The sequence below is a fragment of the Pseudomonas sp. LBUM1663 genome, assembly GCF_059695905.1.
On record NZ_CP166792.1, the window covers coordinates 3,351,624 to 3,368,601 of the forward strand.

A 16,978-nucleotide genomic window follows, 5' to 3' on the forward strand; every position below is an offset into this window, starting at 1 on the left:
CAGTTCAGGAGTATTGCGATGAATACCGACGATAAACGCGTTCGCGAGTTTGCCTATCAAATCTGGGAATCGGAAGGCAAACCCGAAGGCCAGGAAGCCCGGCACTGGGAGATGGCGCGCAAGCTCGCTGAAGCCGAAGCCCTGGCCCCCAAAAAATCGCCCAAGGCTGCGGGCAGTAAAACGGCTGCCAAACCTGCTGCGGCCAAAGCCGCCAATGGCAAGGTCCCCGAGCCGAAAGCCAAGGCCAAGCCTGCTGCGGCCTCGAAGGTGATTCCGCCCGGCGAAAAAGCTGTAGAGAAGAAGCCTAAAGCAGCGCGCAAACCGCCTGCTGTCTGACGCTTCACTATCGCGTCCTGATTGACCTCGTGGCCAGCCCGCTGGCCACCGTGGGCTCGCTCGCCCGAAATAAAGAGCCATTGTGAATTGAAATACCGTCCCCCTGTGGGAGCGGGCTTGCTCGCGAAGAGGGAGAGTCAGGCGACATTAATGTTGACTGACCCACCGCCTTCGCGAGCAAGCCCGCTCCCACAGGGGGTAATCACCGTAAGTGACAGTTTTCACCCGTACCTTTTTTGCAGGAGCATCTATGTCCAGTCCAAAGAAAGCCGCGCCAGAACCTCACGTCGAGGCCTCGAGAATCCGTGAAGGCTTGCCCTTCCCGCTGGGTGCGACCTGGGATGGTCTGGGGGTCAACTTTGCCTTGTTTTCCGCCAACGCCACTAAAGTCGAACTGTGCATCTTCGACGATGCCGGTGAGGTCGAACTCGAACGCATCGAACTGCCGGAATACACCGACGAGATCTACCACGGCTATTTGCCCGACGCCCATCCAGGGCTGATCTACGGCTACCGTGTCTATGGCCCATACGACCCGGCCAACGGTCATCGTTTCAACCACAACAAACTGCTGATCGACCCCTACGCCAAACAATTGGTCGGCCAGCTGAAATGGTCTGAAGCATTGTTCGGCTACACCATCGGGCATCCCGATGCCGATTTGAGTTTCGACGAACGTGACAGCGCACCGTTTGTCCCCAAGTGCAAGGTGATCGACCCGGCGCACACCTGGGGCCACGACCATCGCGTCAGCGTGCCGTGGGACAAGACGATCATTTATGAAACCCATGTGCGCGGCATCAGCATGCGTCACCCTTCCGTCCCCGAGAACGTGCGTGGCACCTTCGCCGGGTTGATGGTCGATGATGTGCTGGAACACATTCGTAAGCTCGGGGTGTCGTCGGTGGAGTTGCTGCCGATCCACGCCTTCGTCAACGACCAGCATCTGCTGCACAAAGGCATGACCAATTACTGGGGCTACAACAGCATCGCGTTCTTCGCCCCGGACCCGCGTTACTTGGCCAGCGGCAAGATCGCCGAGTTCAAGGAGATGGTCGCGCACCTGCACGAGGCCAATCTGGAAGTGATCCTCGACGTGGTCTACAACCACACCGCCGAGGGCAATGAACAAGGTCCGACCCTGTCCATGCGCGGCATCGACAACGCCTCGTACTACCGCTTGATGCCCGATGACAAGCGCTACTACATCAACGATTCCGGCACCGGCAATACTCTCGATTTGAGTCACCCTTGCGTGCTGCAAATGGTCACCGACTCCCTGCGCTATTGGGCCACGGAAATGCACGTGGACGGTTTCCGCTTCGACCTGGCGACCATCCTCGGCCGCTACCACGAAGGTTTCGACGAACGTCACAGCTTCCTCGTGGCCTGTCGCCAGGACCCGGTGCTGCGCCAGGTGAAGATGATCGCCGAGCCATGGGATTGCGGCCCCGGCGGTTATCAGGTCGGTGGTTTCCCGCCGGGCTGGGTCGAATGGAACGACAAGTTCCGCGACACCGTGCGCGCCTTCTGGAAAGGCGACGACGGCCAACTCGCGGACTTCGCCAGCCGCATGACCGCGTCCGGCGAGATGTTCAACCAGCGCGGTCGGCGGCCCTACGCCTCGTTGAACTTCATCACCGCGCATGACGGTTTCACCCTGAATGACCTGGTGTCGTACAACGACAAGCACAACGAAGCCAACGACGAGAACAATCAGGACGGCAGCAACAACAACCTGTCCTGGAACCACGGCGTCGAAGGCCCGACCGACGACCCCGAGATCAATGAATTGCGTCAGCGGCAAATGCGCAATTTCTTCGCCACGCTGCTGCTGTCCCAAGGCACACCGATGCTGGTGGCCGGCGACGAATTCGCCCGGACCCAGGAAGGCAACAATAACGCCTATTGCCAGGACAGCGAGATCGGTTGGGTCAATTGGGACCTGAGCGAAGACGGCAAGGCCCTGCTCAAGTTTGTCAAACGCCTGATCAAGTTGCGTCTGGCCTATCCGATCCTGCGTCGCGGACGCTTCCTGGTGGGCAATTACAACGAGGACATCGGCGTCAAGGACGTGACCTGGCTCGCCCCGGATGGCAGCGAAATGTCCACCGAGCAGTGGGAAGAAGCCCACGGCCGCTGCCTCGGCATGTTGATGGACGGCCGCGCCCAGGAAACCGGTATCCGTCGCAAGGGCGGTGACGCGACCTTGTTGCTGGTGGTCAACGCACACCACGACATCGTCAACTTCACCTTGCCGGAAGTGCCGGACGGCTATCACTGGACGTGCATGGTCGACACCAATCAACCGTCAATTCGCGGGCAGGAACGCTTCGAGTTCGGTCACGAGTATTCCGTCACCGGCCGTTCGCTGCTGCTGTTCGAATTGCAGCATGAGGAAGAAGAGTGAAATGGACCTTCAAGCCTTTCTCGATCGCCAACCACCGGACTACGCCGATACTCAGGCGTTAGGCCGGTGCCTGCGGGCGCTGGTGGAGGCTGGACTCGATCAGCTTGCGCTGCCGGGCGGCGGCCAGACGCTGGAGCGATTCCAGCGGTTGGCTGCAGTCGGTGGGCATGACCTGGGGTTGTGCAAATTGTACGAAGGCCATACCGATGCGCTGGCGATCATCCAGCAACTCGGTGGCTCGCCAACGCCGGGCAGCACGTGGGGCATGTGGGCCGCCGAACCGCCACAGGCGCGGGTGCGCGTCCGTCCGCAAGGTCACATGGTGGTGCTGAACGGACGCAAGGCCTGGTGCTCGGGTGCGGCGGTGTTGAGTCATGCGTTGCTCACGGCCTGGGATCATCAGGACTGCCAGCAACTGGTTGCGGTGGCGCTGGATCAACCCGGTGTGACCCTTACCGATGAGGGCTGGCAAGCCGTCGGCATGGGCGCCACTGGCAGTGTCGAAGTGCTGTTCGAAGGCGCCGAAGGACAAGCCATCGGCTACCGCGGCGATTACCTGGATCGGCCCGGTTTCTGGCAGGGCGGCATCGGCATTGCCGCTTGCTGGTACGGCGCGGCACAGAGCATCGCCGAACGCCTGCGCAGCCATTGCGCCCAACGTGAGGAACCCCACGCCCTCGCCCACCTCGGCGCCGTCGACAGTGCGCTGCATGCCGCCGCCGAGGTCTTGCGGGTCAGCGCACTGATGATCGACGCCGCGCCGCTGGACGACGCCGAACTGCTGGCCCGGCGCGCCCGGGCGGTGGTGGAACACACCGCTGAACAGGTCATGCTGCATGTCGGCCACGCCCTCGGCGCAGGTCCCTATTGTAGGGATCGGCAGTTCGCCCGATTGATCGCCGACCTGCCGGTGTTCCTGCGCCAAAGCCACGCCGAGCGGGACCTCGCCGCCCTCGGCCAAACCGTCATTACCGGAACATGGACGTTATGAAAACCAACCCTATCGTCGGCCAGGGCACGCCGCTTCATAGGTGGCAGACCTCCAGCCACCTGGCGCAGTTACCGGTGATCGACATCCTGAGCCTGGTGCCGGAAGGTGCCCGCGCAGTGATCATCGCCCCGCACCCGGATGACGAAGTGTTGGGCTGCGGCGGTTTCCTCCAATTGCTCGCCGCCGCCGGTCGGCCCTTGCAACTGATCTCGGTCACCGATGGCAGCGCCAGCCATCCCGGCTCCGAGCGCTGGCCGGTGGAACGCCTGAGCGCGGTCCGGCCTCAGGAGTCGGTCGAAGCCTTGCGGCGTCTTGGCGTGCCACTGCACAGCCTGAAATGGCTGCGAGGCGGATTCAAGGACAGCCAGGTGGCTGATCGAGAAGGCGAATTGAGCGAATTCATCGAACGTCACTTGCACCCCAACGATGTGGTATTCACCACGTGGCGCGAGGACGGCCACTGCGACCACGAAGCCGTGGGACGGGCCAGCGCCACAGCGGCGAAACGCGCTGGTGCGACCGTCTATGAATTGCCCGTATGGACTTGGCACTGGGCATCACCTGAAGACAGTTTCGTGCCGTGGCACCGGGCGCGGAAAATCCTCCTCGCCCCGCACCTGGTCGCGCGCAAACGCCACGCGATCCACGCCTTTGCCAGCCAGTTGGAGGGTGACCCGCAAGTCGGCTTGGCGCCCGTGCTGGCGCCCTATGTACTGGAGCGACTGTTGCAACCGTTCGAAGTGGTGTTTGTATGAGCGTCGACGATCGCTATTTCGACGGGTTGTTTGCCGGCAACGATGATCCCTGGTCGTTCCGTCAGCGTTGGTATGAACAGCGCAAACGCGCAATCACCCTCGCCGCACTGCCCCGCCCACACTACCGCGCGATCTTCGAACCCGGCTGCGCCAACGGCGAGCTGAGCTTTGACTTGGCCAGCCGCTGCAATCGTCTGCTGTGTTGCGACACCGCTGCCGCCGCCGTGACGCTCGCCCGCACCCGACTCGGCCCGTTCGACCACGCCGAAGTCCGCCACAGTCGCTTGCCTGCCGATTGGCCGGAGGAAAAATTCGACCTGATCGTGCTTAGCGAGATCGGCTACTACCTCGACGCCGATGACCTGAAACGCCTGATCGAACAGGCCGGACAATCGCTGGCCGCCGACGGCCAACTGCTGGCTTGCCACTGGCGCCCGCCCATCGACGGCTGTCCGTTGAATGCCCGTCAGGTCCATGACTTGCTGCACGAACATTTGCATTTACCGCGCCTGGTCCTGCATCAGGAAGCGGATTTTCTACTGGAACTCTGGAGTCGTGAACCACGCTCCGTGGCGGCTCTGGAGGGCTTGCGATGATTGGCATTCTGATCCCCGCGCATAACGAAGAAGACTTGCTCGAAGACTGCCTTGAAGCGGCCCTGCTCGCCGCGAAACACGAGCGGCTGGGCGGTGAAGCCGTCGAGGTGCTGGTGGTACTCGACAGTTGCACCGACCGGTCCTCGGAGATCGTTGGTGCTTATCCGGTGCACAGTCTGGCGATCGAGGCGCGTAACGTCGGTCAGGCCCGCGCCGCTGGCGCGCGGTTTCTGCTGGAGCGCGGGGCACGCTGGATTTCCTGTTCCGATGCCGACAGCCGTGTGGCGCAGGATTGGCTGGTGGCGCAACTGGCCCTCGACGTCGATGCGGTGTGCGGCACGGTCACGGTGGAGGCGTGGCACGAGTCGTTCGATGAGTCGGCTCAGATTCGCTATCACCAGCACTATCAGGCCCGCGAAGGTCATCGGCACATCCATGGGGCCAATCTGGGCATCAGCGCTGACGCCTATCAGCGCGCCGGCGGTTTCGAACCGCTAGCCTGTGACGAAGATGTGCAATTGGTGCGGCAACTCGAACGCTGTGGCGCAAACATTGCCTGGAGCCATCGCCCGCAAGTGCTGACCAGTGCTCGACTGGACAGCCGCGCACGCGGTGGTTTCGGCGATTATTTGCGAGGCCTGGCACAGGCTGGTTAAAAAAAACCGGATCAGATGACAGCACCACGCGACGAATAGCGTGACTTGAGCAATACTCTGCTCGCGGCAATCCAGGGTATGGAGCGCTGCACATTGCTCTCAAACAGAACAAGGACGTAGCCCGATGAAACCCGTTTCCCTCATCGAAAGCAGCTTGCCGGGACAGGTCTGGAACAGCGCCCTGCAATTGGACAACATCCCCGTCATCAACACCGAGACCCTGGTCCCCACTGGCGCACGTGCCGTGGTGATCGCGCCGCATCCTGGCGATGAAGTGGTCATGTGTGGAGGCTTGCTTCAGCTCCTTTCCTCCTTGGGTCATCCCCTGCAATTGATCTCGATCACCGATGGCAGCGCCAGCCATCCGGGCTCGCAACAATGGTCAGAGAAACGCCTGAGTGTGTTTCGCGGCCAGGAAAGCGTCGAAGCCTTGCGCCGGCTCGGTTTGCCGATGCACAGCCTGAAGTGGATTCGCGGCGGCTTTACCGACAACGCCCTGGCCAAGCGTGAAACGCAACTGACTCAATTCATCGCCCGTTATTTGCGCCCCGGCGACGTGGTGTTCAGCACCTGGCGCGAGGACGGCACCTCGGATCATGACGCGGTCGGCCGCGCCAGCGCCAATGCGGCGTGCATGGTCGGTGCGACGCTCAACGAGCTGCCCGTCTGGGCCTGGCACTGGCCGACCCGTGATCAAGGACTGTTCCCCTGGCATCGTGCGCGCAAAATACGCCTCGACACCTGGACCGTCGCACGCAAAAGCCACGCCACCCACGCCTACGCCAGCCAGCTCGACGGCGAACCGGCCATCGGCATCGCGCCATTACTGCCCCGGATGATTCTGGAGCGCATGCGTTTGCCCTATGAAGTTGTCTTCGTCTGACCCGACACGCTCTGTAGCAGCTGTCGAGCCTGCGAGGCTGCGTTCGGCTGCGCAGCAGTCGTAAACCCTGCGTTCGCGTTTTGCCTGACAGATCGTGTTGTCTGAGTTCACGACTGCTGCGCAGCCGAACGCAGCCTCGCAGGCTCGGCAGCTGCTACATTTTTGTGTGAAGGCTGATGGCGACGAATCACTCTGAACTGCCCGCCGCTGAATCAGTCGCATGACTAAGCAGCCCAGATTCAGAGGAGTGAACGTGACCAGCGATTCCGAGCAGCAAGCCGTTGAATCAGTGCCCTTGGACGCGCCCCCGGCGATTCATCGATTGAGGGTGCTGACGGTCAACACCCACAAAGGGTTTACCGCCCTCAACCGGCGTTTCATCCTCCCGGAGCTGCGTGACGCGGTGCGCAGTACGTCGGCCGACCTTGTATTCCTCCAGGAAGTGGTCGGCGAGCACGATCGGCATTCTTCCCGTTACAACGACTGGCCGCAAACCTCACAATACGAGTTCCTGGCCGACAGCATGTGGAGCGATTTCGCCTACGGCCGCAACGCCGTCTATCCCAATGGCCATCACGGCAACGCGCTGCTGTCGAAATACCCGATTCGCGAATACCGCAATCTCGACGTCTCGATCACTGGCCCCGAACGGCGCGGGTTGCTGCACTGCGTACTGGATGTGCCAGGGCACGCTGAAGTCCATGCGATCTGCGTGCACTTGAGCTTGCTGGAAAGCCATCGCCAGTTGCAGCTCCAACTGCTCTGCCTACTGCTCGAATCCCTGCCCGACAATGCGCCGGTGATCATTGCCGGCGACTTCAACGACTGGCAGTTGCAAGGCAACGCCGCCCTGGCCCGGCGCGATTACCTGCACGAAGCCTTCGAACGCCACAATGGCCGACCGGCGAAGACCTACCCGGCGCGTTTTCCTCTACTGCGCCTGGACCGGATCTACCTGCGCAACGCCAGCAGCCACAACCCTCGAATTCTCAGCAATAAACCCTGGACGCACCTGTCGGATCACTTGCCGTTGGCGGTTGAAGTGCATCTGTAGCGAATTAGTGAGAAAGCTCTAATTCGCGAGCTTTTTGACGATTTTTCGAACAAACAAGAACTTAGATGTACGCCGAAAATCAGTCACTTGTGAGACCTAAAATACCCATACCACTTATCGGCCATTTTCTTGACGCCCTGTCAAGGGTCTTCTTAGCTTCACGTTACTACCCCCGGAAATTCCACCAGGGGCAAACCTCCAGACACCCGCGAAATCGGGCGGCCAGCGGCTTGCCTCAATCCATTCGGTCGCCCCTCATTCGGGGTAGGAGAGACGCCAGAGCGAGATACGGCATGCGATTGCAAGGTAGACCCCCATGAAAACTTCATTCACCCAACAAGAGATCAAAATCACCTTTTGCACTGTCTCAAGTTCTCTGCTGCTGTGTTCGTCCATGGAGGTGCAAGCCGGGCCCGCAGAGGATGAAACCGCCCCCTGGTATCGCCAGGATGTTCCGGCAATGACCTTGCCCACGATCAATATCACCGCCCCCTACCCCGGCCACTTCAGCGCCGCTTCCGATACACGAAGTTCTCGCCTGACCATCGAAGATGCCGCGCCTTCGGCCTGGGACCAGCTGTACGGGCAGGCATCGCGACAAGCACAGACCGATGTAATGACCCAGGGTTTTTCCAGCCCTGGCAGCACCGAATTCAAAGGCCCGGCGATCCTGACCCTGCAGAGTGGTAGCGGCCATACTCAGCGGGTTGGCCTGATCGGCGGGATGACGCAGTTACAAGGCAACAGCAACGGCCTGTTGACCAGTCGCGCCCTCGCCGACCCGGACAACGACACCCTCAACCTTCAAGGCCAGAGCCTCGGCGCCTACTGGAGCCTGACCGGGCCACAAGGCTGGCACGTGGATTTGTCGGCCAGTGGCGGCCGGGTCAACGGGTACAGCCGTAACGACCAGGGCGCGCGGATGGCGACCGAAGGCAGCGCGGTAACGTTGTCGGTGGAAGGTGGTTTTCCGATTGGCGTGAGCGATAACTGGGTGGTCGAACCGCAAGCGCAGTTGATCAATCAGCGCATCACGCTGGATACGCCTTATGCCAGTTCAGGCAATGCATCGTCCAGCGACCTGACGTCCTGGAGCGGCCGGGTCGGCGCAAGGTTGAAAGGTAGTTACGACATCAACGGCCTGGGGGTCGAACCCTATGTGCGGACCAACTTGTGGCACACCGTGTACACCGGCAATACGGTGACACTCGATCAGGTCGACAAAATCAGCAGCAGCCGCAACTCATCGACGGTCGAAGTGGGTTTGGGACTGGTGGCCAGAGTCACGCCCGCGGTGAGTCTGTACGTCAGCGCCGATTACAGCAGTGATGTGGATGAAAATGATTTGAACGGATTGATCGGGAGTCTGGGTGTGCGGATGCGGTGGTGATTGGCTGACTTCAAGATATGTTTTGTCAGATCCGACGCCTTCGCGGGCAAGCCTCGCGCCTACAGGATTTGTGTCGTTCGCAATTTTTATGATCGACACCAAACCTGTAGGAGCGAGGCTTGCCCGCGAAAGCGGTTTTAGATCAACCCTCCGGACTCAGGATCAACACCGCCAGCGGTGGCAGATTCAGCACCAGCGAAAGCGCCTGCCCATGGCTCGGCTCTTCCTCGGTAAACGCCCCGCCGCTGTTGCCATAGTTGGACCCGGCATACATCGCCGCATCACTGTTGATCACCTCGCCCCAGCGCCCGGCGAACGGTACGCCGATGCGATAGGCCTGACGCGGCACCGGCGTGAAGTTCGCCACCACCAACACCGGCCGCCCTTCCTTGCTCCAGCGCAGGAACGCGTAAACGCTGTTGATCGCATCATCGCCGATCAACCACTGGAAGCCTTGCGGCGCGTCGTCCTGGTCATGCATCGCCGGCTCTGCGCGGTACAGCCGATTGAGGTCGCCGACGAGTTTCTGCACACCTTTGTGTTCCGAGTATTGCAGCAGGTACCAGTCCAGTTGCTGATCGTGATTCCACTCGCGCCACTGGCCGAACTCGCAGCCCATGAACAGCAGTTTCTTGCCGGGATGCGCCCACATGAAGCTCAAATAGGCGCGCAGGTTGGCAAATTTCTGCCAGCGGTCGCCCGGCATCTTGTCGATCAGCGAGTGCTTGCCGTGTACCACTTCATCGTGGGAGATCGGCAGGATGAAACGCTCGGACCAGGCATACACCAGGCCAAAACTCAGCTCGTTGTGGTGATGGCCGCGGTACACCGGATCCTGCTGAATGTAATGCAACGAATCGTGCATCCAGCCCATGTTCCATTTGTAGTCAAAGCCCAGCCCACCCTGTTGCGTGCTTTGGCTGACACCCGGCCATGCGGTGGATTCCTCGGCAATCACCAGCGCACCTGGCGCTTCCAGGTTGACCACGTCGTTGAGGTGACGCAGGAAGTCGATGGCTTCGAGGTTTTCGCGTCCACCGTGGCGGTTCGGCACCCACTCCCCGGCCTTGCGCGAGTAATCGCGATAGAGCATCGACGCCACGGCATCGACCCGCAGGCCATCGACGTGGAAATGCTTGAGCCAGTGCAGCGCCGAAGCGAGCATGTAGCCGTGCACTTCGGTGCGGCCCAGGTTATAGATCAGCGTGTCCCAGTCCTGATGGAAGCCTTCCTGCGGATTGCCGTATTCGTAAAGTGCGGTGCCATCGAATTGCGCCAGGCCGTGGGTATCGGTGGGGAAATGCGCCGGCACCCAATCGAGGATCACGCCGATGTCCGCCTGGTGGCAGGCGTTGACGAAGGCCGCAAAATCTTCCGGCGAGCCGTAGCGGGCGCTCGGGGCGAATTGCGACAGCAGCTGATAACCCCAGGAACCGCCAAACGGATGCTCCATGATCGGCATCAGCTCGATGTGGGTGAAGCCCAGTTCCTTCACGTAAGGAATCAATCGCTCGCCCAGCTCGTGCCAGGTGTACTGCCGTGCTACTTCACCCAGATCGTCCAGCTCGCATTGCCACGAGCCGGCGTGCAATTCATAGATCGACAGCGGCGCACTCGGCAGATGACGGTCGGCACGGGATTGCATCCACGCCTGATCCTGCCAATCGATGCTCAAGGGGGCTGCGACTTTTGAAGCTGTGTCTGGCGGCAGCGAGGTGGCAAGGGCCATCGGGTCAGCTTTGAGCGGCAGAATGCCATGGGCGCCGAGGATTTCGTATTTGTAGGTTTCCCCCGCCTGCAGGCGCGGAATGAACACTTCCCAGACCCCAGTAGGATGGCGCAGGCGCATCGGATGCCGACGACCGTCCCAGTTGTTGAAGTCACCGACCACCGACACCCGCTTGGCGTTCGGCGCCCACACGGCGAAACGCACGCCGTCGACGCCATCGACCGTCTTCAACTGCGCGCCGAGGCAGGCGCTGAGGTCGCGGTGATTGCCTTCGGCGAACAGGTACAAGTCCATCTCACCGAGTAAGGGGCCAAAGCTGTAAGGGTCCTCGGAAACCTGTTCGCCACCCGCCCACCGAGTGCGCAGCAGATAGGGCTGAGCCCGATCGAAGTGCCCGACAAACAGGCCAGGTGTCTGGGTGGCCTCAAGGTTGCCGAGTTCTTCCCCGGAGTCCCTGGCCAGTACCTGCACACTCAGCGCGTCCGGCAGATAGGCCCGAATGAATTGCCCACCGGCGTCATCGACGTGAGGGCCGAGAATTGCAAAAGGGTCGTGATGTTCAGCGCGTACCAGCGCGTCGATATCCCGCGATCTGGGCAGCAGCGCTTCTTTAGCGTGACCCTGTTCCTTGTTCGAGAAACTCATAACTACTCTCCACCAAGATCGGAAAAGGGTTTAAGCCCACTCAATAATCCATACAAACCGTGCAATGGCACCGGCAGCCACGTGGGGCGATTTTCAGCCTCATAGGCCACCTCATACGCCGCCTTCTCCAACCCGAACAACGCCAACGCGGCGTCCTCGCCTTCCGGATCTTGCCACGCATGAGCAAGACTAGCTGCCGCCAGCCGATAAGCGTCGACAAATGCCTGTTTTGCTTCATTCAAATAACGGTCGGCGACCCGTTGCCGTGCCGCTCGGGCTTCGGCGGTGTTGTCGACGTTGTGTACGTTAATCGCCATCGCTGCGGCGTAATCGAAGGAGCGCAACACGCCGCTGACATCTTTGTACGGGCTGTGCTTGCCGCGTCGCTCGCTGAGCGGCCGTGCCGGCTCGCCTTCGAAGTCGATCAGGTAAGCGTCGCCCTTGATCACCAGCACCTGACCCAGGTGCAAGTCGCCATGGACGCGAATGCGCAAACCACCGACGGCTTTTTTGCCCAGGTCCTGGACATGACTGAGGATGGCTTTTTTGTTGTCCAGTAAACGAGTGACCAGCGCTTTGTCCGCCGGGTTCAGTTCACTTTGATGTTGTTTTAACAACTTCAGCGAGTGCTCCAGTTGCGCCGCGACGTCCTTGGCCGAGGCGATGGCATCTTTTTGCGTGGTGACCTGCGGGGCAAAGTCCGGGTCATCGGTCGGGGCCGCCAGCACCTGGTGCATTTCACCCAACCGCTGGCCGAGCATGCCGGCGAAGTCTTTCAGCTCACCGAGGGCGTTGTAGTGCTGCTCCTGCTCGGACATGGCGTCCGCCAGTTCGTCGCGCAGTGCCCGTTCGAGGTTGTTCTGGGTCCACTCCCAGGCATCGCCCTGATTGCTCAAATAGCCTTGGGCGATCATCAGCAGATTGTCTTCGCCCTTGGCGTCACGGCGAACCACCGACCCCAGCAACGGCGAGATGTTGCTGAAACCGGCATTGGTCAGGTACGCGCTCATTTCCAGTTCCGGGTGCACGCCCGAGGCGACTTTGCGGATCAGCTTCAGGACCAGGCTGCTGCCGATCACCACCGAACTGTTGGACTGCTCGGCGGACAGGTAACGCACTTCCGATTCGGCCGTCAGCCCCAACTTGGCCAGCTCGGCGGTCGGCTCGAAACGAATCTCGCCGCCGTCCGAAGGCAACACGGTGTTTTCCTGCATGCCTTGCAACACCGCGCGGATAAAGTTTTCCAGGCTGAACGCATCGGTGATCAAACCCACTTGCGGACCCCGTCGTACCCGAGACAGCGCCAGTTGCTGCGGCAACGCCGGGCCGACCTGATCATCGGCAATGAAGCCGAACGGCAACTGGTAACGGCTGGTCTGGCCACCGCTGGTGACTTCGATTTCACTCAGCAGCACCGGGTGCAGCGCATCACCGAAGCGCACGCCGTAGGCCAGGTTGACCTTCTCGATGGCCGCGTCCTTGCCGGCGAACCAGCGGCGGTTTTGCAGCCAGTTCGGCAGGATGCCCTGCTCCAGCGTGCCGCGTGACGGCGCTTCGAGCAGTTCTTCCATGCGTTTCTTCAGCACCAGGGTGGTGAAGTCCGGCAGGCTTTGCGCCGGTTCTACGTGCCAGCTAGGCATTTGATTCTCCGCAGCGAGTCCGAACCAATAAAAGCCGTAAGGCGCCAGCGTCAGGAGGAAATTCAACTGGCCGATCGGCGGAAAGGCGTTACCGCCGAGCATCTCTACCGGCACCATGCCGACGTAGGCCGACAGGTCGAGCTCCGCCGCTTGCGCGCTACGCGATACGTTGGCCACGCACAGGATGGTTTCGTATTTGCCATCCGGCCCGGCGTATTCACGGGTGTAGGCCAGAATCCGTCGATTGCTCGGCGAGAGCATTTTCAGCGTGCCGCGACCGAAGGCCTTGGACTGTTTGCGCACGGCGAGCATGCGTCGGGTCCAGTTCAGCAATGAGTGCGGGTCGCCGGCCTGGGTTTCGACGTTGACCGACAGGTAACCGTATTGCGGGTCCATGATCGGTGGCAGCACCAGGCTCGCCGGGTCGGCGCGGGAGAACCCGCCGTTGCGGTCGATCGACCACTGCATGGGCGTGCGCACACCGTCACGGTCGCCGAGGTAGATGTTGTCGCCCATGCCGATTTCATCGCCGTAATACATCGTTGGTGTGCCCGGCATCGACAGCAGCAGGCTGTTGAGCAGTTCCACGCGACGGCGATCCCGCTCCATCAACGGCGCGAGGCGGCGGCGAATACCGAGGTTGATCCGCGCACGACGGTCGGCCGCGTAGTAATTCCACAGGTAATCGCGTTCCTTGTCGGTGACCATTTCCAGGGTCAACTCATCGTGGTTGCGCAGGAAAATCGCCCACTGACAATTGGCCGGAATCTCCGGGGTCTGGCGCAGGATGTCGGTGATCGGGAAGCGATCTTCCTGGGCCAGCGCCATGTACATGCGCGGCATCAGCGGGAAATGGAACGCCATATGGCATTCGTCGCCGTTGAGGCCTTTTTTATCGGTGTCGCCGAAGTACAGCTGCGTGTCTTCCGGCCATTGATTGGCCTCGGCAAGCAACATTCGGTCCGGATAATTGGCGTCGATCTCGGCACGGATCTGCTTGAGGACGTCGTGGGTCTCGGGCAGGTTTTCGTTGTTGGTGCCGTCGCGCTCGATCAGGTATGGAATCGCGTCCAGGCGCAGGCCGTCGATGCCCATGTCGAGCCAGTAGCGCATCACCGACAGCACCGCTTTCATGACTTGCGGGTTGTCGAAATTGAGGTCGGGCTGGTGCGAATAGAACCGGTGCCAGAAGTACTGGCCGGCGACCGGGTCCCAGGTCCAGTTGGACTTCTCGGTGTCGAGAAAGATGATGCGGGTGCCGTCGTATTTGTGATCGTCGTCGGACCAGACGTAGAAGTCCCGTGCCGCCGAACCGGGTTTGGCTTTTCGTGCGCGCTGGAACCAGGCGTGCTGGTCGGAGGTGTGGTTGATGACCAGCTCGGTGATTACCCGCAGCCCGCGTTTATGGGCCTCGGCGATGAAACGCTTGGCGTCGGCCATGGTGCCGTAATCGGGGTGGACGCCACGGTATTCGGCAATGTCGTAGCCATCATCGCGCCGTGGCGAGGGATAGAAAGGCAAGAGCCAGATGGTGTTGACGCCGAGGTCGGCAATGTAATCGAGTTTGGCGATAAGGCCGGGAAAGTCGCCGATCCCGTCATTGTTGGAGTCGAAAAAAGACTTTACGTGAACCTGGTAGATCACCGCATCCTTGTACCAGAGCGGGTCCTTGATGAAGGTGGCTGCCTTGGGTTTCTTCGCCATTTGAAACTCCTGTTGAATTCAGTGCAGCCGGTGAGCCGAACGCCTACCTGTGGCGAGGGAGCTTGCTCCCGCTCGGCTGCGAAGCAGTCGCAAAACCTGTAAATCAGATGAGCCTGGAGAATATAGGGCCGCTTCGCAGCCCAGCGGGAGCAAGCTCCCTCGCCACGGGGCTCGCGGTGCCTTCAGGAAGTGGTGATTCGCCAGATGCCAAACGGTTGATGCGCCGGGTCGATCCGCATGAACTGATACTTGCCATGCCAGGTCCAGCGATGGCCGCTCATCAAGTCTTCGCCCTGGGTGCTGGCGTCGTCCGGCAAGCCCATTTCCCACAGCGGCAATTCGAAGTTCGCTTCCTGGACGTTGTGCGGATCGAGGCTGACGGCCACCAGGATGAAGTTGCTGCCATCCGCGCTGCGTTTGCCGAAATACAGAATATTGTCGTTCCAGGCGTTGTAGACCGTCAGGCCCAGGTGCGTGTGCAACGCCGGGTTTTGTCGGCGAATGCGGTTGAGCTGGGCGATCTCGGCGATGATGTTGCCCGGCGCGTTGAAGTCCCGTGGGCGGATCTCGTATTTCTCGGAATTGAGGTATTCCTCCTTGCCCGGCACTGGCTCGGCTTCACAGAGTTCGAAGCCCGAATACATGCCCCACAGACCGGAGCCCATGGTTGCCAACGCAGCACGGATCAGAAAACCGGCACGACCGGATTCATGCAGAAACGCAGGGTTGATGTCCGGTGTATTGACGAAGAAATTCGGCCGGTAGCATTCGCGCCACGGCGACTCATTGAGCTCGGCGAAGTACGTCGCCAGTTCGGTTTTGGTATTGCGCCAGGTGAAGTAGGTGTAGCTCTGGGAGTAACCAACCTTGCCCAGCCGCGCCATCATCGCCGGCGTGGTAAAGGCCTCCGCAAGGAAGATCACCTCGGGGTACAACGCCCGCACATCGGCGATCAGCCATTGCCAGAACGGCAGCGGCTTGGTGTGAGGGTTGTCGACGCGAAAGATCTTCACGCCCTCTTCCACCCAACCGACCACAATGTCCCGCAGCTCGACCCACAGACTGGGAATGGCATCGCTGGCATAGAAATCGACGTTGACGATGTCCTGGTATTTTTTCGGCGGGTTCTCGGCGTATTTGATCGTGCCGTCCGGGCGCCAGTTGAACCAGCCCGGGTGCTGCTTGAGCCACGGGTGATCCTGGGAACACTGGATCGCGAAATCGAGGGCAATTTCCAGTCCGTGATCCGCAGCGGCGGCCACCAGTCGACGGAAATCTTCGCGGGTGCCAAGTTCGGGGTGAATCGCCTCGTGCCCGCCCTCTTCGCTGCCGATGGCATAAGGACTGCCCGGATCATCGGGGCCGGCAGTCAATGAGTTGTTCGGGCCTTTGCGATAGCTGCGACCGATCGGGTGGATCGGCGGAAAGTACAGCACGTCAAAACCCATGTCCTGAATCATCGCCAACCGCGAGTGCACGTCGTTGAACGTGCCGTGGCGGGCCGGATCGTCGGTGATCGAGCGCGGAAACAACTCATACCAACTGGCGAACTGGGCGAGCTCGCGCTCAACGTCCAGCGGGAACTCGGGGCTGAGGCTCAAATAAGCACGGTGATCGGCCTGGGCCATCAGGTCAGCACTACGTTGGTGCAGAAACAGCGCGACCTGCTCGGCTTCGAGCAGACCGGACAGTTCATGGTGCAACGCCGCCAGATCTTCGCTCAGCGGCCCTTCCGAGCGTTCGGAGGCCTGTTTCACCTGGTTTCGCCCTTCCTGCAACTCCAGGCTGATGGGCACGCCAGCAATGTGTTTTTTCTCGATTTCATACAGAAAGCTAGCGTACTGATCGATCCAGGCTTCGATACAGAAGACGTAGCGGCCCTGATCCTCAACGCGAAACTGGCCTTGCCAGCCGTTATTGCCGAGCTCGGTCATGACCTTGCTCTGCCAGGTCTTGTCGCCTTCGGCTCGCCAGCGTATGCGCACCGCCAGTTTGTCGTGGCCGTCGGCGAAGACTTTACTGGTCACCACCACGTCCTGACCCACCACAGCCTTGGCCGCGAACTGACCGCCATCCAGGGTCGGCATGACGTTTTCAATGGCAATACGCGGCAGCAGTAGCGCCTGCGACAGTGGCATATGAGGGTTGTAGTTCAGCTCTGTCGGTTTTTCAGCAGTCATCGAGCATCT

12 protein-coding genes are annotated in these 16,978 nt (G+C 60.8%); 9 read left to right on the plus strand and 3 right to left on the minus strand.

What is annotated here, in order from left to right; translation table 11 throughout:
* Window positions 1-18 precede the first annotated feature (18 nt).
* The 9 genes from ACA075_RS15270 to ACA075_RS15310 all read left to right on the plus strand — a co-directional run bounded on the left by ACA075_RS15270 (window position 19) and on the right by ACA075_RS15310 (window position 9,071).
* Window positions 19-336, plus strand: a complete 318-nt coding sequence (locus tag ACA075_RS15270) for a DUF2934 domain-containing protein (protein WP_497293570.1) — start codon at window positions 19-21, stop codon at window positions 334-336.
* Between the two features lie 250 nt (window positions 337-586).
* Window positions 587-2,746 (plus strand): glycogen debranching protein GlgX, encoded by a 2,160-nt coding sequence (gene glgX, locus ACA075_RS15275; protein WP_497293572.1) that lies wholly within the window; start codon window positions 587-589, stop codon window positions 2,744-2,746.
* A 1-nt stretch (window position 2,747) separates the two neighbouring features.
* Window positions 2,748-3,737, plus strand: coding sequence for an acyl-CoA dehydrogenase family protein (locus ACA075_RS15280; protein ID WP_497293574.1), 990 nt, complete (start codon window positions 2,748-2,750; stop codon window positions 3,735-3,737).
* A complete protein-coding gene (locus tag ACA075_RS15285; protein ID WP_497293576.1) occupies window positions 3,734-4,492 on the plus strand; it encodes a PIG-L deacetylase family protein in 759 nt (252 codons plus the stop codon). Before ACA075_RS15280 ends, ACA075_RS15285 begins: the two co-directional genes overlap by 4 nt.
* Window positions 4,489-5,088 (plus strand): SAM-dependent methyltransferase, encoded by a 600-nt coding sequence (locus ACA075_RS15290; RefSeq protein WP_497293578.1) that lies wholly within the window; start codon window positions 4,489-4,491, stop codon window positions 5,086-5,088. The genes ACA075_RS15285 and ACA075_RS15290 overlap by 4 nt, the downstream gene beginning before the upstream one ends.
* Complete coding sequence (locus ACA075_RS15295; protein ID WP_497293579.1) at window positions 5,085-5,744, plus strand: glycosyltransferase family 2 protein; 660 nt, start codon at window positions 5,085-5,087, stop codon at window positions 5,742-5,744. Before ACA075_RS15290 ends, ACA075_RS15295 begins: the two co-directional genes overlap by 4 nt.
* A 124-nt stretch (window positions 5,745-5,868) precedes the next feature.
* Entirely contained in the window at window positions 5,869-6,627 is a 759-nt protein-coding gene (locus ACA075_RS15300) for a PIG-L deacetylase family protein (RefSeq protein ID WP_497293581.1), read from the plus strand.
* A 253-nt stretch (window positions 6,628-6,880) separates the two neighbouring features.
* Window positions 6,881-7,681, plus strand: a complete 801-nt coding sequence (locus ACA075_RS15305; RefSeq protein ID WP_497293582.1) for an endonuclease/exonuclease/phosphatase family protein — start codon at window positions 6,881-6,883, stop codon at window positions 7,679-7,681.
* A gap of 316 nt (window positions 7,682-7,997) precedes the next feature.
* The gene (locus ACA075_RS15310; protein WP_497293584.1) at window positions 7,998-9,071 is read left to right on the plus strand and encodes an autotransporter domain-containing protein; all 1,074 of its coding nucleotides are present in this window, start codon (window positions 7,998-8,000) and stop codon (window positions 9,069-9,071) included.
* A 142-nt stretch (window positions 9,072-9,213) separates the two neighbouring features.
* On the opposite strand, the gene glgB is transcribed toward ACA075_RS15310, so the two are convergent.
* From glgB to ACA075_RS15325, 3 genes are all read right to left on the minus strand, one after another.
* On the minus strand, window positions 9,214-11,445 hold the full coding sequence (gene glgB, locus ACA075_RS15315) for a 1,4-alpha-glucan branching protein GlgB (RefSeq protein WP_497293586.1): 2,232 nt from the start codon (window positions 11,443-11,445) through the stop codon (window positions 9,214-9,216).
* A gap of 2 nt (window positions 11,446-11,447) precedes the next feature.
* Window positions 11,448-14,789, minus strand: coding sequence for a maltose alpha-D-glucosyltransferase (gene treS / locus ACA075_RS15320; protein WP_497293587.1), 3,342 nt, complete (start codon window positions 14,787-14,789; stop codon window positions 11,448-11,450).
* A gap of 182 nt (window positions 14,790-14,971) precedes the next feature.
* Window positions 14,972-16,969 (minus strand): alpha-1,4-glucan--maltose-1-phosphate maltosyltransferase, encoded by a 1,998-nt coding sequence (locus tag ACA075_RS15325; protein WP_497293589.1) that lies wholly within the window; start codon window positions 16,967-16,969, stop codon window positions 14,972-14,974.
* Window positions 16,970-16,978: the final 9 nt, after the last annotated feature.